Raw genomic sequence first — 17,804 nt, 5'->3', positions numbered from 1 at the left:
CGCAGCGGCCCCGGCCTTCGCCGGGGCGACGATAATAACGGCGGACTTGAACTATCGGGCGCCTCGGGCTTTTGTTTCCCGATGAGGAAAGCCGGTCCCCTGCGCATCGAAGCCGTCTCGCCGGGGCTGGTCCGCATGCGGCTGATCGCGACGGGGCTGTTGCTGGCGATGGCGGCTGTGTTCCTCGTCTCGCGCGCGTACGACCAGCGCTGGCCCGCGCTCGGCTTCGTCCGCGCCTTCGCCGAGGCGGCGATGGTCGGCGGGCTCGCCGACTGGTTCGCGGTGACCGCGCTGTTCCGCCATCCGCTCGGCCTGCCGATCCCGCACACCGCGATCATTCCGCGCAACAAGGATCGCATCGGCACCACGCTCGCCGCGTTCCTGCGCGACAATTTCCTGATTCCGCGCGTGGTCGCGCGGCGGATGCTGCGGCTCGACGTGGCGGGCGCGGCGGGGCGCTGGCTCGCCAACCCGCTCGCGCGCGACGGGCGCATCGCGCGCGGCGCCTCGGCGCTGACCATCCACATTCTTCAGGCGCTCGACCAGCAGCGGCTCGGCGGGATGGTCAAGACGATGATCGGCACCCGGCTCGCCGATCTCGATGTCGCGCCGCTGCTCGGCCAGGCGCTCACCGCCGCGATCGCGGAAGGACGGCATCTGCCGCTGCTCGACGGCATCGTGCGCTGGGCGGCGCGCATCCTCGAGGCGAACGAGCATCTGATCCGCGCGATGGTGCATGAGCGCGCCGGATCTATCCTGCGCTGGACCGGGCTCGACGAAACGCTCGCCAACAAGATCATCGCCGGGCTGAACGGGCTGCTCAGCGACATGGCCGCCGATTCGGCGCATCCGCTCCGCGCCAAGGCCGAGGAGGCGCTGGAAACCCTCGCCCATGACCTGACCCATTCCGCCGAAATGCGCGCGCGGGTGGAGGCGATCAAGGCCGAGATCATCGCCAATCCCGCCATGCAGCGCTGGCTCGACGGTCTGTGGGAGCAGGCGCGCGGCGGCCTGCTGCGCATGGCGCGCGACCCCGACCGGGTGATGCAGGGTCCGATCGGCGACGCGCTGCGTCAGCTCGGCGAGACGCTCCAGCGCGAACCGAGGCTACGCGCGACGATCAACCGCTTCGTGCGCCGCACCGTCGTCGGCATCGCCGCCGATTACGGCGACAACATCGTCCGGCTCGTCTCCGAGACCGTCAAGGGCTGGGACGCCGACACGATCACGCGGCGGCTGGAGAATGCGGTCGGGCGCGACCTGCAGTATATCCGCATCAACGGGACTTTGGTCGGCGGGCTGGTGGGGTTGGCGATCCATACGGTCGACGTGGCGCTCGGCTGAGCGTAGCCCGCCACAATACCGTCACCCCAGCGCACGCTGGGGTCTCTCCGCGATAGCACGCGCCCGGCCCCCGGGAGACCCCAGCGTGCGCTGGGGTGACGATGAGGAAAGCGGCGCGGGGACGTTCGTTCACGCCCTCACCGCTCCCAATCCACCACCGTCCAGCCGCGCAGCGCCGCCATCACCCGCAGCGGCGCGTGGGCGTTGACCGCGAAGGCTTCGTCGGCCCATTCGAGCGTCGGCGCGTCGGAAACGTGATCGCTGTAGAAGCGGATCGTCGCATCATCGCGCGCGATCCCCTGTTCGGCCATCCACGCCTCGATCATGCGGAGCTTGGCGGCGCCGTAGCAATTCTCGCCGTCGATCCGCGCGCGGACCCGGCCGCCGTCGGACGCCACCCCGGTGCCGATCACGTCGTCGAAGCCGAGCCGTTCGGCGATCGCGCGCGCGTAAAAGGCGTAGGAGGCGGTCGCCAGCACGATGCGCCGCCCCGCCGCGCGATCCGCCGCGATCGCCGCGCGCGCGCCGGCATAGACGCCCGTCGCGACGACACCCTCGGCGAAGCGCGCCGCCGCCGCCGCCGCGCGCGCCTCGGGCCAGGCATTGCCGAGCATCAGACGCTGGGTCGCCGCCTTCAGCGCGCCGCGATCTAGCCGCTTGAGCGCATAGCCGAGCGTCGCCACCCCCGCGAGCGGCAGCAGCGCGAGCCGCCACGGCATTTCGCGCCGCGCACTCGAAACGAGGAACGAAGTCCATGTCGGTGCGTAGGTGATCGTCTTATCGAGGTCGTATATGGCGATGGCGTGCATCGGTTCATCCTAGCAAAAGCGCAGCTTGCCGTTCCAGCGCGATTGCAGCAAAGATGCGCGCGATGACCGAACCAGCCGCCTTCACGTCCGAACGCTCCGGCGCGCGCGACGTGGTTCGCTTCACCGGCAGCCTGTCGCTGGCGCAGATCGGCGATCTGCCGGACCGTTTGCGCGATTATGAGGGCGAAGTCGATTCGATCGATCTCAGCCGCATCGAGCGCATCGACACCGTCGGCGCATGGCTGATCCACCGCTTCGCGGCGCAGCATGGTGCCGAGATCGACGGCCTCGACTCCGACGGCAGGCATCTGCTCGAACAGGTCGAGGCGGCGGATCAGCCGGTGGCGATCCGCCCCGCGCCGGTCGGCGGCATCGCGCGCGTGATCGGCGAGGTCGGCGACGCGGTGGTGGTGACCGGCAAGACCTTGGTCGGCCTGCTCGGCTTCTTCGGCGCGATGATGATCGCGGTGTGGCACATCGTCATCCACCCCAACCGCTTCCGCTTCAACGCGACGGTGCAGCGCTTCGAGGTGGTCGGCGTCAAGGCGCTCGGCATCATCGGGCTGATGAGCATCCTGATCGGCATCGTCATCGCGCAACAAGGCGCGGTGCAGCTCCGCCAGTTCGGCGCGGAGGTCTATACGATCAACCTGCTCGGGCGGCTGACGCTGCGCGAGCTCGGCGTGCTGATGACCGCGATCATGGTCGCCGGGCGCTCGGGCTCGGCGTTCGCGGCGCAGCTCGGCACGATGAAGCTGACCGAGGAGATCGACGCGATGCGCACGATCGGCGTCTCGCCGATGGAGGCGCTGGTGCTGCCGCGCGTGATGGCGGTGGTCATCATGATGCCGCTGCTCGGTTTCTATTCGGCGCTGGTCGGGATCATCGGCGGCGGGCTGCTGTGCTGGGTGTCGCTCGGCATCCCGCCGGTGACGTTCATCCAGCGGCTGCGCGAGGTGGTGCCGCTCACCGATCTCTACGTCGGGCTGGTCAAGGCGCCGGTGTTCGGGGCGATCATCGGCATGGCGGGCTGTTACCAGGGCATGCTGGTCGAGGGCGATGCCGAGCAGGTCGGCCAGCGCACCACTTCGGCGGTGGTGCAGGGCATCTTCCTCGTCATCGTGCTCGACGCATTCTTCGCGGTGTTCTTCACATGGGTGGGCTGGATATGAGCGCGCAGCCCGAAGACACCGATACCGACGACGTGATCGTCGTCCGCGGCTTGCGCAACAGCTTCGGCGAGCAGGTCGTGCATGACGGGCTCGATCTCGAGGTGCGGCGCGGTGAGATCTACGGCGTGGTCGGCGGATCGGGCACCGGCAAGTCGGTGCTGATGCGCTCGATCATCGGCCTGCAGAAGCCGCAGGCGGGCGACATCCATGTGCTCGGCGAGCCGACCATCGACCGCGAGGAGACCGAGATGGTCGATCTCTCGAAACGCTGGGGCGTGCTGTTCCAAGGCGGCGCGTTGTTCTCGACGCTGACCGTCGCGGAGAACGTGCAGGTTCCGCTGCGCGAATTCTACAAGGGGCTGCCGCCCGCGCTGCTCGACGAGATCGCCGCGTACAAGGTGGTGATGACCGGGCTGCCCGCCGATGCCGGGCCGAAATATCCGTCGCAGCTTTCGGGCGGGATGAAGAAGCGCGCCGGCCTCGCGCGCGCGCTCGCGCTCGACCCCGAGGTGCTGTTCCTCGACGAGCCCACCGCCGGGCTCGATCCGATCGGCGCGGCCGCGTTCGACGAGCTGATCCGCTCGCTCCAGAAGACGCTCGGGCTGACCGTGTTCCTCATCACGCACGATCTCGATACGCTGTACGCGATCTGCGACCGCGTCGCGGTGCTGGCCGACCACAAGGTGATCGCGGTCGGCACGATCGACGAGCTGCTCGCGACCGATCACCCGTGGATTCAGGAATATTTCAGAGGGCCGCGCGGCCGCGCCGCGAGCGCGTCGGTTGAGCATGCCGCGGCCAACGAGATTGCAGGGACCGAAAGCTGATGGAAACGCGCTCGAATCACGTCCTGGTCGGCTCGGTCGTGCTGATCCTGCTGCTGGTGATGGCGGCGTTCCTCGTGTGGATCGCGCGTTTCGGCGCGGCGACCGACAAGGAATATGACATCTTCTTCAAGCAGTCGGTCGACGGCCTCGCCAAGGGATCGGCGGTCGCGTTCTCGGGCGTGCCGACCGGCGAGGTGAAGGAGATCGCGCTGACCAACGATCCGCAGTTCGTGCGCGTGCGGATCAGCGTCAACCGCGACACGCCGATCCTGGTCGGCACCACCGCGACGATCCAGGGCAGCTTCACCGGCACCAGCACGATCCAGCTCGACGGCGCGGTGAAGGGTGCGCCGCCGATCACCTGCCCCGAAACCAACCCGCTGCTCGATTGCCCGAACGGCGTGCCGACCATCCCCGCCAAGGCCGGCGGCCTCGGCGCGCTGCTCAACTCGGCGCCGAAGCTGCTCGAACGCATCTCGACGCTGACCGAGCGGTTCAACGAACTGCTCTCCGACAAGAACCAGCAGTCGATCACCGGCATCCTCGCCAACACCAACCGGCTGACCGGCGCGCTCGCCGATCGCGGGCCGGAGATCGCGGCGACGCTCGCCGAGATGCGCACCACGCTCAAGCAGGCCGGTGACGCCGCCAAGCAGATCGGCGACCTGGCGGGATCGACCAATACGATGATCAACGAGGACGTCCGCCCGGCCACCAAGAACCTGAGCGCGACCGTCGCCTCCGCGCAGCACAGCATGGAGACGCTCGACGCGGCGATCACCGACGCGCGGCCTGGCATCAAGGCGTTCTCGAAGGAGACCATCCCCGAGGTCGGCGCGCTGATCCACGATCTGCGCAATATGTCGCAGGCGCTGACCGCCGTCGCCGAGAAGCTCGATCGCGGCGGCGCGGGATCGCTCGTCGGCCAGCCCAAGCTGCCCGACTATAAAGGTGGCAAGTGATGGCCCAGCATATGAGGTTTCCGATGCGTCCGCTTCCCCTGAAAGCCTTCGCCGCCTTCGCCGCGCTGGCATCGCTGTCGGGCTGCATCAGCCTCGCGCCCAAGCCGCCCGCCTCGCTGCTGACGATCACCTCGACCACCGCGCTGCCGGCCGGTCAGGACCAGAGCTCGGCGAACGCGGCGACGATCATCATCCAGGTGCCCGCCGTCTCGCAGGCGCTGGCGGGCAATCGCATCCCGGTGCAGATCAACCAGACCTCGATCGCCTATGTGCCCAAGGCGCTGTGGGTCGAACCGCCGGCGCGGCTGTTCGCGCGGCTGGTGTCGGACACGGTCGCGGCGAAGACCGGGCGCGTCGTGCTCAGCGTGTCGCAGTTCCGCGCCGATCCGGGTGCGCGGCTCTCGGGCGAACTCCGCAGCTTCGGGATCGACGCCGGCTCGAAGCAGGCGGTGGTCGCGTTCGACGGGTCGCTGATCCGCGACGACAAGAACGTGATCGAGAAGAAGCGCTTCTCGGCGAGCGTGCCGGTCACAGCGATCGACGCGAACGGAAGCGCCGCGGCGCTCAACCAGGCGGCGAACCAGGTCGCGGGCGAGGTCGCGGACTGGGTGGGAAAGTAGCCTCGTTCGTCACCCCAGCGCACGCTGGGGTCTCTGCGTGGTAGCGCGTTCCCGGCCTCCGGGGAGACCCCAGCTTGCGCTGGGGTGACGAACGTGGGCGGGTGGCGGAACTCACGCCAGCATCGCTCGCAACACCGGGCTGAGCCACTCGCGCATGCCGCCTTCCGCGCGATAGATGCACCGTACGGCCAGCCCCTCGCGCTCGGCGAGCGCGGCGCCCGCCGCCGGGCCGAGCACCGTCAGCGCGCTCGCCCAGGCATCGGCGATCATCGCCGACGGGTGGAGCACGCTGAGCGAGGTTACGGCGCGGGCAGGATGGCCGGTGCGCGGATCGAGCGTGTGGGGGCCGCGCACGTAATCGCCCGACGTGGCGACCGCCAATCCGTGCAGCGCGACACGAAGCGGGGCGAGCTCCGCACCCGGCGGGGTCTCGATATCGACCCACCACGGATCGAGATCGGGCCGCACGCCCATCCCCCGACATTCACCGCCGATCTCGACCAGCGCGTGTACGACATCCTGCTCCCAAAGCAGGCGCGCGACAGCATCGACCGCATACCCCTTGGCGATGCCCGACAGATCGAGCGCGATACCGCCCGGCTGGTGCAGCCACCCCGCGCCGTCGAAAGCGAGACGCTGCCAACCGGACATCGTTCGCGCCTCGGCGATGTCCGCGGTCCGGGGTACGCACGTGTGCGGTCGAGGGCCGAACCCCCATAGATCGACCAGCCGCCCGATCGCCGGATCGAAAGCGCCACCCGAGCGCTCGGCGATGTCGAAGCCAGCCGCGATCACCGTCGCAAAGTCTTGCGGCAGCCGCACCCATGTGCCCGCCGCGGCGCGGTTGAAGCGGCTGAGCGTCGACGCCGGCTCCCAGTGGCTCATCTCGCGGACGATCCCGGCCAGCCGCCGCACGATCGCCGTACGCAACGCCGCGACGTCATGCGTGGCGGGGACGGCGCAGCGCACCCGCCACACCGTTCCCATCGTCTCGCCGGCGAGATCGGCCACGCGCGCGGCGCGGTCCACCCCGGCGATCGCGCGCGCGTCGAGATCGCGCGGGATCGCGAGGCGCATCGCGCCGGCGGTTATGGCGCCACCACTTCGAGCGTGGCGGTGTAGCTCATCCGCCGCTCGGTCGCGCGGGGGGCGCTCGGGTGCGCGTCGGTGGTGGTGGCGTTGAGCCAGAACAGCCCGGCGAACGGCCAGGTCACCTTGGCGACGCCGTCCGCGCCGGTGGTCACGTCGAACGCACCTTCGCTGTCGCGGTAGCGCTTGCCGCCGGGGACGAGCGTGACGTTGAGACCGGCGGCGGGCTTGCCATCGATGAGGAAGCGGAACGTCGCCGGTTCGTTCGACACGAGTTCGTCGGGGTGCGTCACCGGCACCATCTCCAGCGCCTTGTTGGTCGGCTGGAACACCGTCGTGCTCGGTGCGCCGGCGGTGATGAAGACGTTGTTCTGGCCGATCACCTCGGTGAGCTTGATGTCGGTCGCGTTGGCCGGGATGTCGGCGACGGTGGCGACGCTCGGGCGCGGCGGGGCACCCTCCCCGGCCGGCCGGGCCGCGCCCGGCGCGGGCGGACGGGCTGCCCCGCCGAAGCCGCGCCCGCCGACGCGCCACTCGACGCCATCGAGCTTGAAGCTGCCGATCACCGCCGATTGCGTCGTGCCGATCTTCCAGGTGCCGGGCTTGTCGATCCTGACGTCGAACACCGAACGATAGTGCAGCGTCGCGGCGTTCTGGATCGGCGCGGGGCTGCCGTCGGGCGCCCAGATCTTGACCATGTCGGGGCGCATCGGATTGTGATCGGCGAAGAACAGATCGTTCGAGATCGCCGCGTCGATCGAAACCCAATCGTCGGTGCCCGAGACGATCGTGGTCGAGGGCACAAGCCAGGCGCGATGCGCGAGCGCCGGGGCGGCGCAGGACAGCAGGGCGGCGGCGGTGGCGAGACGGAGAGCGGAGCGCATCGAAAACCTCCCGGTTAGAGCTTGGTTGTCTCCGTTCGTCCTGAGTAACTGCCGAGTAGCCCGCAGGGCGTATCGAGGCAGTGTATCGAAGGACAGGGCAGCGCGATTCACTGCACTTCGATACGGGCTTTCGATACGGCGCAAGCGCCTACTCGATCCCTACTCAGCACGAACGGCTGAAGGTGATCTCGACCTGTTTCACCGGATCGTGACGGTGCCGAGTTCGGTCTTGCCCGCCGCGCGTGCGGGCTTGACCGGAACGCCGAGCGGGACCGAGACCAGTTCGCGCCCGCCGGTCTCGCGCGCCGCCTCGACGTACAGCGTGTACGCGCCGGGTTTGAGATTGGTGGGCAGCGGAATCTGGTAGGTGCCGGGGGCGCGCGTCGCGCCGCTTAGACCGTCGGCGGGAAGCGTGAGCGAACGGCCGCCTTTGCGCCAGAAGGTGCGCAGGTCGGACAGCCATTTGGTGCCCGGCTCGGCGCCCTTCTTCTTGATGTCGTACCACACGAACACCGTCTGCGCCGCGCCGCCGCCCACCGGCTCGATCCATGCCGCAACATAGGGCCGGTGATATTCGGCGACGGGCACCTGCGGAATGGTGACGCTGATCGTGCCCGCGCTCGCCGGCGTGGCCAGCGCACCGGCGATCAGGAGCGGTGTCTTGCGCATGGTGGTTCCCCTCAATGGATGAAGATGACGGCGAGGATCAGCGGCAGCGCGAGGCCGAGCCCGACCATCGGCCAGGTGAGCGGCCGCCGCCGTGCGTGGAGTTGGAGCAGCAACAGCCCGGTCAGCGAGAAAAGCACGCAGGCGGCGGCGAAAACGTCGATGAACCAGAACCACACCCCGCCGGTGTTGCGGCCCTTGTGGAGATCGTTCGCCCAGGCGATCCAGCCGCGATCGGTGACCTCCGATGTGGCGACGCCGGTCGCGCGCGCGATGCTGATCCACGCGTCGCGGCCCGGCCCCGGCATCGCGACATAGACGTCGTCGTCGGACCAGTCGGCGGGCCGCCCGCGCGCGTCGAGGTGGAGCCGCAGCGCGAGATCGTCGGCGACGGCATCGGGCAGCGGCGCGTCCGGGGCGTGCGGCGCGCCGAGCAGGCGCATCAGATGCGGCGGCACAGTCGCTTTGGCGGTGGTGACGACCGGCGTGGCGGCGATGCTCGCGGCGTGGTTGAGCGTGATGCCGGTGATCGCGAACAGCAGCATCGCGGCGAGCGACACCGCCGCGCTGATCCAGTGCCAGGTGATGAGCTGCTTCATCCACCAAGCGCGGAACTTGGGCTTGGCGCGCGGTGGAGACACCGCCACCGGGGCCGCCGCGCGCGCGCCGGATTCGGCCAGACCATCCTTCACCAAAGCGCCCATCCCGACTCCGAACAGCCGCGCAGACGCCGCCGATTCCCCGTTCCGGGAGCGTGGTACGGTTTATGCGATTGGTTCGCAATAGCTAAATCGTAGGCTGCTGCGACCTTCTCCCCTCCCGGAAAGGGAGGGGTTGGGGGTGGGTTGGCACCCGAGGAAGCGGAAGGCCCGCCACAAGCCAACCCACCCCCGGCCCCTCCCTTCCAGGGAGGGGAGAAGAGGGCGAGGGAGGACGGCCGCTCACTTCACCTGCTGTTTCTCCAGCTTCCGCGCCAGCGTGCGCCGGTGCATCCCGAGCCGGCGCGCGGTTTCCGAGATGTTGAAGCCGGTCTCGGCCAGCACCTCGTGGATGCGTTCCCATTCGAGCGTCTTGATCGAGGTCTGGCGGTCGCTGATCGGCGCGTCAATGTCGCCGCGCGTCTTGCGGAACGCCGCCTCGATATCGTCGGTGTTGGAGGGCTTGGCGAGATAATGCGAGGCACCGAGCTTGATCGCTTCGACCGCGGTCGCGATGCTGGCATAGCCGGTCAGCACGACGATCAGCATCGCGGGATCATGCGCGTGCAGCGTCTTGACGCAGGCGAGGCCCGAGGCCTGGCCGAGCTTGAGATCGACCACCGCGAAGCCGGGCCGGTGCTCGGCGAGCAGTGTGTCGAGCGCTTCGGGGCTGTCGGCGGTGAGCACGGCATAGCCGCGCCGTTCGAACGAGCGCTTGAGCGTGCGCGCGAAGGCTTCGTCGTCCTCGACGATCACGAGCTTGCGGTCAGGCATCGGGCGTCTCCGTATCGAGCGCGAGCGAGGCGATCGGCAGCCTCAGCGTCACCTCGGCGCCGCCCTCGTCGCGGTTGCGCGCCGTCACCGAGCCGCCCAGCTTGCGCATGACGTTGACGACGAGGAACAGCCCGAGCCCGCCCCCTGGGCGCTGCTTGGTCGATTGATAGGGCTTGCCGAGATTGGCAAGCATGTCGGGCGCGAAACCCGGCCCGGCATCGCGCACGCTCAGCCGGATCGCGTCGCCGGCACGCTCGACGGCGAGGCCGATGCCCTGGGGCGAGACTTCGGCGGCATTGTCGAGCACGTTGCAGATCACCTGTTTGAGCGCGGTATCCGAAACGATCGGCAAGTCCGGGCCGAACGCATTGTCATAGGCGAGCGGGGTGGTGCCGCGCGCGCGCCAATAGTCGACCAGATCGGCGAAGAAGCCGTGGACGCTGGTGATCTCGGGCGCTTCGCCGCGCGCCTCGCCAGCCGACATCAGGATGCCGGTGACGATCGCCTTGCAGCGTTCCACCTCGGCCTGCATCTCGGCGACGTCCTGCGCGAGTTCGGGATCGGCGGCGAGCCGGGGCATCCGCCGCCAGTCGCCGAGGATCACCGCGAGCGAGGCGAGCGGCGTACCGAGTTCGTGCGCCGCGCCCGAGGCGAGCAGCCCGATCTGGAGGATATGGTCCTGATCCGCCGCGCGCTGGCGCATGTCGGCGACATAAGCATCGCGCGCGCGCAGATTTCCGCTGATCCGGGTGACGAACAGCACCAGCAACACCGCGACCAGCGCGAAGCACGCCCAGGAGCCGACAATGTGCAGCCCGAACGGATCACTGGCGAGGTTGATCGGCAGATCGAGCGGGCGGAAGCGGCGCATCAGCAACGCGAACGCGCCGCAGGTGACGACCACCAACGCCCAGCTCGACCAGCGGCCGAGCAGGATCGCGCCGAGCACGACTTGCAGCAGGAACAGCGACACAAACGGATTGGTCGCGCCGCCGCTCAGGTAAAGCTGCGTGGTCAGCGCGGCGACATCGAGCAGCAGCGCGAGCAGCAACTCGCTGTTGGTGATGGTGCGGCGCTGGCGGAGCAGCGAGAGGCTGGCGAGGTTGACCAGCACCAGCGCCGCCAGCACCAGCGCCATCGCACGCAGCGGCAACTCCACGCCCATTCCGAACTGAACGAGCAGAATCGTCGCGAGCTGCCCCGCCACGGCCAGCCAGCGGAGCTGGACGAGCAGCACCATGTTCTTGCGCCCCGCCGCATCGGCGGAGAGCAGCGCCGCGACCAGCGCGAGCCGGGTCGGCTCGCGCGGCGGCCCGGCCGCGACGCTCACCGCGCCGCCGCGGCGCGGCGCACGCGGCGCTCCTCGCGCGCGACGATGACCGCGCCGATGGCGACGAGCGCGGCGAGTCCGAACCAGGTGAGCGCATAGATGAGATGGTTGTCGCTGAACCTGACCACGGTCAGCCCGCCGACCGGACCGCCGGGAGGCGAGGACGCGGCATCGGCATCGACGAAATAGGGCGCTACCGGCGCGAGGTGGCGTGCCCGCGCGATCGCCGCGACGTCGCGCGAGAACCAGTGGTCCGCCGCCGGATCGTTCGCGCGCAGGAAGCCACCGCCCGGTTCGCTCAGCCGGAGCAGGCCAGTCACGCGCACTGCCCCGGCCGGCGCCGGCGCGACGGGCGTTGCGACGAAACCGCGATTGACCAGCACGACAAAGCCGCGATCGGTGGCAAGCGGCGACAGCGCCCAGAAGCCGGGGCCGCGCTCGGTCACGGCTTTGACGAAGGTCTCGCGATCGGGGAGGTACTGGCCGCTGAGCGCGACGCGGAGATAGGCGTCGCGCGCGTCGATTCGCGGCCATTCGGCCGGCCCCGGCGGGGCGACCGGCGCGGCATGGAGCCGCGCGTCGACCTGCGCGATCAGCGCGTGTTTCCACGCGCGCCGCTCGACCTGCCAGATCCCGAGCGCGACCAGCGCGCCGAAGAGCAGCGCCGCCACGCCACCCAGCAGGATCAGCGTGGCGGGAGAACGCGGCGGCCGCTCGGGAGCACCGCCGCCGGCCATTACGGCATCTGGCGCATGTCCTCGACGGACATCGGCATCATGTTGGTGTTCATATTGTACATCACCCAGAGCGAGCCGCTCAGCGTGATGACCAGCACGACGACCGTGAAGGCCAGCGCCATCATGTTCCAGCCCGCTTCCGACTTGCTGTCGAGATGGAGGAACAGGATCATGTGGACGACGATCTGGATCGCGGCGAACGCCATGATGACATAGCCGGTGGTCTCGTTGGGCAGGACATGCGCCATCACCAGCCAGAACGGGATCGCGGTGAGCACCACCGACAGGCCGAAGCCGAGCAGATAGCTGGCGTAGGTGCCGTGCGCCGCGCCGCCTTCGTGGTCGCCGTGGCCGTGCGGCTCGCCGGCCGCATGGGGGGCATGTTGGTGCGCGCTCATCGCAGCATTCCCATCAGATAGACAAAGGTGAAGACGCCGATCCAGATCACGTCGAGGAAGTGCCAGAACAGGCTGAGGCACATCAGGCGGCGGCGGTTGGCGGGGATCAGCCCCTTGGTGGCGATCTGCACCATCAGCGTGAACAGCCAGATCAGGCCGAAGGTGACGTGCAGCCCGTGCGTGCCGACCAGCGTGAAGAAGGACGACAGGAACGCGCTGCGCTGCGGTGTCGCGCCTTCGTGGATCAGCGAGGCGAATTCGGTCAGCTCGATCGTGAGGAAGGCGATGCCGAACAAGGCGGTGACGAACAGCCAGAGCTGCGTCTGGCCGGCCTTGTTCTGGTTCATCGCGAGCATCGCGAAACCATAGGTGATCGACGAGAACAGCAGCATCGCGGTGTTGAGCGCGACCAGCGGCAGCTCGAAGAGCTGGCGCGGGCCGGGGCCGCCGGCATAGCTGTGGCCCAGCACGCCATAGGTCGCGAACAGCATCGCGAAGATGAGGCAGTCGCTCATCAGGTAGATCCAGAAGCCGAGCAGCGTGCTGCCGCCTTCGGGATGATCGTGCTCGTCGAGGTCGTAGAAGGCGATCTGTGCGTCGCCGTTCGCGGTCATGGTATCAGCCGACATGTCTCAGGCCTCCGCGGCGAGCTGGCGGGTGCGCTCGTTCTCGACGCGCGTCACGTCCTCGGCGGGGATGTGATAATCGCGCTTGTAGTTGAAGGTATGGAAGATCGCGACGCCGAGCAGCGCGACGAAGCTCGCGATCGCCAGCCACCACACGTACCAGATCATCGCGACGCCGAGCGCCACGCTCAGGCCGGCGAGGACGATACCGGCCCAGGTGCTGCGCGGCATGTGGATCGCCTTGAAGCCGCTGGTCGGACGGACCGCGCCGCGCTCCTGCATGTCCCACCACGCATCGGTGTCGTGGACGATCGGGGTGAAGGCGAAGTTATACTCGGGCGGCGGCGACGAGGTCGACCATTCGAGCGTGCGCCCGTGCCACGGATCGCCGGTGGTGTCGCGCAGCTTGTCGCGGTTGAGGATGCTCACCGCGATCTGGATGAGCAGCGCGCCGATCCCGATCGCGATCAGCACCGCGCCGAACGCCGCGATGATGAACCAGATCTGGAGCGAGGGATCGTCGAAGGTCCGCAGGCGGCGCGTCACGCCCATCAGGCCCATGATGTAGAGCGGCGTGAACGCGACCCAGAAGCCGCTGACCCAGCATACGAAGCTGATCTTGCCCCAGAACGGATCGAGCCGGAAGCCGAACGCCTTGGGGAACCAGAAGTTGATCGCCGCGAACACCCCGAACACCACGCCGCCGATGATGACGTTGTGGAAGTGTGCGATGAGGAACAGCGAGTTGTGGAGCACGAAGTCGGCCGGCGGCACCGCGAGCATCACGCCGGTCATGCCGCCGATCACGAAGGTGACCATGAACGCCACGGTCCACAGCATCGGCAGATCGAAGCGGATACGGCCGCGGTACATGGTGAACAGCCAGTTGAAGAGCTTGGCGCCGGTCGGGATCGAGATCACCATCGTGGTGATGCCGAAGAAGCTGTTGACGCTCGCGCCCGACCCCATCGTGAAGAAGTGGTGCAGCCACACGAGATACGACAGGATGGTGATGACGACGGTCGCGTACACCATCGACGAATAGCCGAACAGCCGCTTGCCCGAGAAGGTCGAGGTCACTTCCGAGAACACGCCGAACAGCGGCAGGATCAGGATGTACACCTCCGGGTGGCCCCAGATCCAGATCAGGTTCACGTACATCATCGGGTTGCCGCCGAGGGTGTTCGTGAAGAAATCGGTGCCGACGTAGCGATCGAGGCTGAGCAGCGCGAGCACCGCGGTCAGCACCGGGAAGGCCGCGACGATCAGGATGTTGGTGCACAGCGCGGTCCAGGTGAAGATCGGCATCCGCATCAGCGTCATGCCCGGCGCGCGCAGCTTGACGATCGTCGCGATCAGATTGACGCCCGACAGCAATGTGCCGACACCCGCGACCTGCAACGCCCAGATATAATAATCGACCCCGACCCCGGGGCTGTACGCCACCCCCGACAGCGGCGGATAGGCGAGCCAGCCGGTGCGCGCGAATTCGCCGACGAACAGCGACATCATCACGATCACCGCGCCGCCCGCCGTCATCCAGAAGCTGAAATTGTTGAGGAAGGGGAAGGACACGTCGCGCGCGCCGATCTGGAGCGGAACGACGAAGTTCATCAGCCCGGTGACGAACGGCATCGCCACGAAGAAGATCATGATGACGCCGTGGGCGGTGAACACCTGATCATAATGGTGCGCGTTGAGATAGCCTTCGGAGCCGTGGAACGCGATCGCCTGCTGCGCGCGCATCATGATCGCGTCGGAGAAACCGCGCAGCAGCATGACGAGCCCGAGCACCATGTACATCACGCCGATCTTCTTGTGATCGACCGAGGTGAACCACTCCTTCCAGAGATAGCCCCACAATTTGAACCACGTCAGCGCCGCGACCAGCGCGATGCCGCCGAGCGCGACCGCGCAGAAGGTGCCGACGACGATCGGCTCCTGAAGAGGCAGCGACGCGATCGTGAAGCGACCGAAGATCGGGCTGATCGGAACGAACTGGGGTGACATGGACATCGCTTCTTACAGACGGGGTTGGCTGGCGGTCGCGGCAAGCGCCACGCCGGCTGAAGGGGCGGCCCGGCGCGGCAGGTCGGCGCCGGTCAGGCCGGCGGTGTCCGGCTTGGCGGCGGGCGACGGCTGCGGCACCGGCGAGTGGCCGGGCATGGGCATCGGATGGCCGCCGGGCATCGGCATCGGGCCATGCTCGTTCGCGTTCGACTGGCTGTCGCGCGCGGCGTCGGTGCGCATCATCGCATCGGTGCAGACCGAGCCGGGCTTGACGCAGAAGTTGACCGCGGCGCGGAACAGGCCGGGTTCGACGGCGGCGAAGCGCTGTACCGGCACATGCTCGCTCGGGCGTTCGAGCTGGAGATAGGCGGCGCGGTCGAGCGTGCCGCCCGCCGCCTTGTTGCGCGCGACCCAGCCGGCGAAATCCTTGTCGGTCATGCCGTAGAAATGGAAGTGCATGCCCGAGAAGCCGGCGCCGCTGTAATTGGCGGACATGCCGGTGTAATCGCCGGGCTTGTTGATGACCGCGTGCAGCCGCGTCTCCATGCTCGGCATCGCATAGATCATGCCGGCGAGCGCGGGGACGTAGAAGGCGTTCATCACCGAGGACGCGGTGATCTTGAAGGCGATCGGCCGATCGACCGGCGCGGCGAGTTCGTTGACGGTCGCGAAGCCGTATTCCGGATAGATGAACAGCCACTTCCAATCGAGCGCCACCACCTCGACCTCGAGCGGCTTGACGCCGGGCGCGACCGGCTTGCCCGCGACGGTGCGCTCGATCGGCCGATAGGGATCGAGCAGATGTGTCCCCACCCATGTCACCGCGCCGAGGCAGATGATGATGAGCAGCGGCGCCGACCAGATCAGCAGCTCGAGCTGAGTCGAATGGTCCCAATTGGGCTGATAGTTCGCGTCCGTGTTCGACGCGCGATAGCGCCAGGCGAACAGCGCGATCATCGCGATCACCGGCACGATGATGAGCAGCATCAGCACGGTCGCGATGATGAGCAGATCGCGCTGCTGCGCAGCAACGTCTCCGGCCGGGTTCAGGACAACCATGTTGCAGCCGCCGAGCAGGAGGCTGGTCGCCAAGATCATGAAGGGCCGCATCATCGTGCGGACTCGAAGGGTGGAAGCACTCTCGGGCATGGGGCGGCGCCTAGCATGGCTGCCGCGCCGCAACATAGGACATTTTGTCCAATCCCGCAGGTGCGAGCAATATCGGAGAGGCGCGACTTGACCGCGCGGACCCAATCCGCGATCGACTCGCCGTGTCGTCCGCGCGGCGCGTCGCCTTCTGGAGTCGTGATATGAGTACGAAGAGTATCGGCAACCCCCACGCCGACACGCCGCCCGGAGGCCACGGGCGCGGTACGCATGGCAATGTCGGCCAGCACGGCGACATCGCGCCGGCGGAGATCGCGATCGGCGTCGTCATCGGGCGCACGTCGGAATTCTTCGATTTCTTCGTGTACGCGATCGCGTCGGTGCTGGTGTTCCCGCAACTGATCTTCTCCGATGTCGACCGGCTGACCGGTACGCTCTATTCGTTCGCGATCTTCGCGCTCGCTTTCATCGCGCGACCGATCGGTTCGCTGATCTTCATGACGATCGACCGTTTATACGGCCGCGGGACCAAGCTGACGATCGCAATCTTCATGCTCGGCGGCGCGACCGCGGCGGTCGCCTTCCTGCCGGGCAGCGAACAGATCGGCAAGACCGCCGGCATCCTGCTCGCGGTGTTCCGCATCGGCCAGGGCCTCGCGCTCGGCGGCGCATGGGATGGCCTGTCGTCGCTGCTCGCGCTCAACGCCCCCGAGAACAAGCGCGGCTGGTACGCGATGATCCCGCAGCTCGGCGCGCCGCTCGGGCTGATCGTGGCGAGCGCGCTGTTCGCCTTCCTCGTCTCGACGCTGTCGCCGGGCGACTTCATCGAATGGGGCTGGCGCTATCCGTTCTTCGTGGCGTTCGCGATCAACGTCGTCGCGCTGTTCGCGCGGCTGCGCATCGTTTCGACGCCCGATTACCAGAACCTGTTCGAGAGCCGCGATCTCCAGCCCGCGCCGGTGTTCGAGACGGTCTCGTCGCAGGGCCGCAACATCGTGATCGGCGCGTTCGCGCCGCTCGCGAGCTTCGCGATGTTCCATATGGTGACGGTGTTCCCGCTCTCCTGGGTCTTCCTGTTCACCAAGCAGAACCCGGCACGCTTCCTCGAGATCGAGATCGGCGGCGCGGTGGTCGGCCTCATGGCGGTGCTCGCCTCGGGGCTGCTCGCCGACCGGTTCGGGCGGCGCTCGGTGCTCGGCGTGTCGGCGGTGGCGATCGCGGCGTTCAGCGGCTTCGCCCCGCAGCTCCTCAACGGCGGCGACGTGGGTGAGGTCATCTTCATGGTGTTCGGCTTCGCGATCCTGGGGATCGGCTTCGGCCAGTCGTCGGGCGTCGTCGCGGGCAATTTCACCAGTCATCATCGCTATACCGGCGCGGCGCTCACCTCGGATCTCGCCTGGCTGGTCGGCGCGGCGTTCGCGCCGCTGGCCGCGCTGCTGCTGGCGAGCCATTTCGGCGTGCTCGCGGCGGGCGCCTACCTGCTCTCGGGTGCGGTCGGCACGATCGCCGCGCTGTTCGTCAATCGCGAGTTGGGGCAGAAGTTCTCCTAAGCGAACGCTTCGGCGGCAAAACACGAACGGCCCGCTCTCCACGAGGAGAGCGGGCCGTTTGCGTTCATATCCCCACCCGTTGGTGCTGAGCGACGTCGAAGCACGTCCCGCAAACGCCATCGATCGGGCACGCCCTTCGACTGCGCTCAGGGCGAACGGGGTACCGGACGGACCGACCGCCCTTCGCCCCGCTCAGGGCCG

Annotated in this window: 18 protein-coding genes; 6 read left to right on the top strand and 12 right to left on the bottom strand. The window is 68.2% G+C overall.

All coding sequences use genetic code 11. The features are described from left to right. Positions 1-81 precede the first annotated feature (81 nt). Complete coding sequence (locus BLS81_RS18305) at positions 82-1,344, top strand: DUF445 domain-containing protein (RefSeq protein WP_176787251.1); 1,263 nt, start codon at positions 82-84, stop codon at positions 1,342-1,344. Positions 1,345-1,481: 137 nt separating this feature from the next. Here the strand turns inward: BLS81_RS18305 and BLS81_RS18300 are convergent, their stop codons facing one another. Further along, positions 1,482-2,153, bottom strand: coding sequence for an HAD-IB family hydrolase (locus BLS81_RS18300; protein ID WP_093226054.1), 672 nt, complete (start codon positions 2,151-2,153; stop codon positions 1,482-1,484). A 62-nt stretch (positions 2,154-2,215) separates the two neighbouring features. Here BLS81_RS18300 and BLS81_RS18295 point away from each other — a divergent pair, with 62 nt between their 5' ends. From BLS81_RS18295 to BLS81_RS18280, 4 genes are read left to right on the top strand one after another with little or no spacing between them, the layout of a single operon-like run. Further along, positions 2,216-3,325, top strand: coding sequence for an ABC transporter permease (locus tag BLS81_RS18295; RefSeq protein ID WP_093226173.1), 1,110 nt, complete (start codon positions 2,216-2,218; stop codon positions 3,323-3,325). Next, a complete protein-coding gene (locus BLS81_RS18290) occupies positions 3,322-4,152 on the top strand; it encodes an ABC transporter ATP-binding protein (protein ID WP_093226053.1) in 831 nt (276 codons plus the stop codon). Before BLS81_RS18295 ends, BLS81_RS18290 begins: the two co-directional genes overlap by 4 nt. Continuing rightward, complete coding sequence (locus tag BLS81_RS18285) at positions 4,152-5,114, top strand: MlaD family protein (RefSeq protein WP_093226051.1); 963 nt, start codon at positions 4,152-4,154, stop codon at positions 5,112-5,114. The genes BLS81_RS18290 and BLS81_RS18285 overlap by 1 nt, the downstream gene beginning before the upstream one ends. 23 nt (positions 5,115-5,137) lie before the next feature. Next, a complete protein-coding gene (locus BLS81_RS18280) occupies positions 5,138-5,734 on the top strand; it encodes an ABC-type transport auxiliary lipoprotein family protein (RefSeq protein ID WP_093226050.1) in 597 nt (198 codons plus the stop codon). Positions 5,735-5,845: 111 nt separating this feature from the next. Here BLS81_RS18280 and BLS81_RS18275 read toward each other — a convergent pair whose 3' ends face one another. The 11 genes from BLS81_RS18275 to cyoA form a co-directional block, all read right to left on the bottom strand. Next, a complete protein-coding gene (locus tag BLS81_RS18275) occupies positions 5,846-6,811 on the bottom strand; it encodes an FAD:protein FMN transferase (RefSeq protein WP_176787250.1) in 966 nt (321 codons plus the stop codon). Positions 6,812-6,822: 11 nt separating this feature from the next. After that, positions 6,823-7,707: a DUF4198 domain-containing protein gene (locus BLS81_RS18270; protein ID WP_093226048.1), complete on the bottom strand. Its 885-nt coding sequence runs from the start codon at positions 7,705-7,707 to the stop codon at positions 6,823-6,825. A 198-nt stretch (positions 7,708-7,905) separates the two neighbouring features. Further along, positions 7,906-8,376 carry a DUF2271 domain-containing protein gene (locus BLS81_RS18265; protein ID WP_093226047.1) on the bottom strand — a complete coding sequence of 157 codons (471 nt, stop codon included), beginning with the start codon at positions 8,374-8,376 and terminating at the stop codon, positions 7,906-7,908. 11 nt (positions 8,377-8,387) lie between these two features. Continuing rightward, positions 8,388-9,077, bottom strand: coding sequence for a PepSY-associated TM helix domain-containing protein (locus BLS81_RS18260; RefSeq protein WP_093226045.1), 690 nt, complete (start codon positions 9,075-9,077; stop codon positions 8,388-8,390). 237 nt (positions 9,078-9,314) lie between these two features. Further along, a complete protein-coding gene (locus BLS81_RS18255; RefSeq protein WP_093226044.1) occupies positions 9,315-9,845 on the bottom strand; it encodes a response regulator transcription factor in 531 nt (176 codons plus the stop codon). After that, positions 9,838-11,085, bottom strand: coding sequence for an ATP-binding protein (locus BLS81_RS18250; protein WP_218123169.1), 1,248 nt, complete (start codon positions 11,083-11,085; stop codon positions 9,838-9,840). Before BLS81_RS18250 ends, BLS81_RS18255 begins: the two co-directional genes overlap by 8 nt. Before the next feature lie 86 nt (positions 11,086-11,171). Then, complete coding sequence (locus BLS81_RS20995; protein WP_218123166.1) at positions 11,172-11,912, bottom strand: SURF1 family protein; 741 nt, start codon at positions 11,910-11,912, stop codon at positions 11,172-11,174. Beyond that, complete coding sequence (cyoD, locus tag BLS81_RS18245) at positions 11,912-12,310, bottom strand: cytochrome o ubiquinol oxidase subunit IV (RefSeq protein WP_093226041.1); 399 nt, start codon at positions 12,308-12,310, stop codon at positions 11,912-11,914. Before cyoD ends, BLS81_RS20995 begins: the two co-directional genes overlap by 1 nt. Next, positions 12,307-12,939 carry a cytochrome o ubiquinol oxidase subunit III gene (gene cyoC, locus BLS81_RS18240; RefSeq protein WP_093226039.1) on the bottom strand — a complete coding sequence of 211 codons (633 nt, stop codon included), beginning with the start codon at positions 12,937-12,939 and terminating at the stop codon, positions 12,307-12,309. The genes cyoD and cyoC overlap by 4 nt, the downstream gene beginning before the upstream one ends. A gap of 3 nt (positions 12,940-12,942) precedes the next feature. After that, complete coding sequence (cyoB, locus tag BLS81_RS18235) at positions 12,943-14,946, bottom strand: cytochrome o ubiquinol oxidase subunit I (RefSeq protein WP_371128303.1); 2,004 nt, start codon at positions 14,944-14,946, stop codon at positions 12,943-12,945. Between the two features lie 12 nt (positions 14,947-14,958). Beyond that, positions 14,959-16,044, bottom strand: coding sequence for a ubiquinol oxidase subunit II (cyoA, locus tag BLS81_RS18230; protein ID WP_093226170.1), 1,086 nt, complete (start codon positions 16,042-16,044; stop codon positions 14,959-14,961). Positions 16,045-16,256: 212 nt separating this feature from the next. Between cyoA and BLS81_RS18225 the strand changes: the two genes are divergently transcribed. After that, on the top strand, positions 16,257-17,603 hold the full coding sequence (locus tag BLS81_RS18225; protein ID WP_093226036.1) for an MFS transporter: 1,347 nt from the start codon (positions 16,257-16,259) through the stop codon (positions 17,601-17,603). Positions 17,604-17,804 lie beyond the last annotated feature (201 nt).

It is taken from the genome of Sphingomonas sp. NFR15 (assembly GCF_900103265.1).
GTDB lineage: Bacteria > Pseudomonadota > Alphaproteobacteria > Sphingomonadales > Sphingomonadaceae > Sphingomonas > Sphingomonas pollutisoli.
The sequence above is the reverse complement of the archived record's forward strand: the minus strand, read 5'-3'. Positions and strand labels throughout refer to the sequence as shown.

Bases quoted from the DNA above. Each gene is read 5' to 3' on its own strand.
- BLS81_RS18300 (WP_093226054.1), bottom strand. From the start codon at position 2,153: ATGCACGCCATCGCCATATACGACCTCGATAAGACGATCACCTACGCA.
- BLS81_RS18225 (WP_093226036.1), top strand. From the start codon at position 16,257: ATGAGTACGAAGAGTATCGGCAACCCCCACGCCGACACGCCGCCCGGA.
- BLS81_RS18285 (WP_093226051.1), top strand. From the start codon at position 4,152: ATGGAAACGCGCTCGAATCACGTCCTGGTCGGCTCGGTCGTGCTGATC.
- cyoB (WP_371128303.1), bottom strand. From the start codon at position 14,946: ATGTCACCCCAGTTCGTTCCGATCAGCCCGATCTTCGGTCGCTTCACG.
- BLS81_RS18305 (WP_176787251.1), top strand. From the start codon at position 82: ATGAGGAAAGCCGGTCCCCTGCGCATCGAAGCCGTCTCGCCGGGGCTG.
- BLS81_RS18260 (WP_093226045.1), bottom strand. From the start codon at position 9,077: ATGGGCGCTTTGGTGAAGGATGGTCTGGCCGAATCCGGCGCGCGCGCG.
- cyoD (WP_093226041.1), bottom strand. From the start codon at position 12,310: ATGAGCGCGCACCAACATGCCCCCCATGCGGCCGGCGAGCCGCACGGC.
- BLS81_RS18250 (WP_218123169.1), bottom strand. From the start codon at position 11,085: ATGGTGCTGCTCGTCCAGCTCCGCTGGCTGGCCGTGGCGGGGCAGCTC.
- BLS81_RS18265 (WP_093226047.1), bottom strand. From the start codon at position 8,376: ATGCGCAAGACACCGCTCCTGATCGCCGGTGCGCTGGCCACGCCGGCG.
- cyoC (WP_093226039.1), bottom strand. From the start codon at position 12,939: ATGTCGGCTGATACCATGACCGCGAACGGCGACGCACAGATCGCCTTC.
- BLS81_RS20995 (WP_218123166.1), bottom strand. From the start codon at position 11,912: ATGGCCGGCGGCGGTGCTCCCGAGCGGCCGCCGCGTTCTCCCGCCACG.
- BLS81_RS18280 (WP_093226050.1), top strand. From the start codon at position 5,138: ATGCGTCCGCTTCCCCTGAAAGCCTTCGCCGCCTTCGCCGCGCTGGCA.
- BLS81_RS18275 (WP_176787250.1), bottom strand. From the start codon at position 6,811: ATGCGCCTCGCGATCCCGCGCGATCTCGACGCGCGCGCGATCGCCGGG.
- BLS81_RS18290 (WP_093226053.1), top strand. From the start codon at position 3,322: ATGAGCGCGCAGCCCGAAGACACCGATACCGACGACGTGATCGTCGTC.
- BLS81_RS18255 (WP_093226044.1), bottom strand. From the start codon at position 9,845: ATGCCTGACCGCAAGCTCGTGATCGTCGAGGACGACGAAGCCTTCGCG.
- BLS81_RS18295 (WP_093226173.1), top strand. From the start codon at position 2,216: ATGACCGAACCAGCCGCCTTCACGTCCGAACGCTCCGGCGCGCGCGAC.
- BLS81_RS18270 (WP_093226048.1), bottom strand. From the start codon at position 7,707: ATGCGCTCCGCTCTCCGTCTCGCCACCGCCGCCGCCCTGCTGTCCTGC.
- cyoA (WP_093226170.1), bottom strand. From the start codon at position 16,044: ATGATCTTGGCGACCAGCCTCCTGCTCGGCGGCTGCAACATGGTTGTC.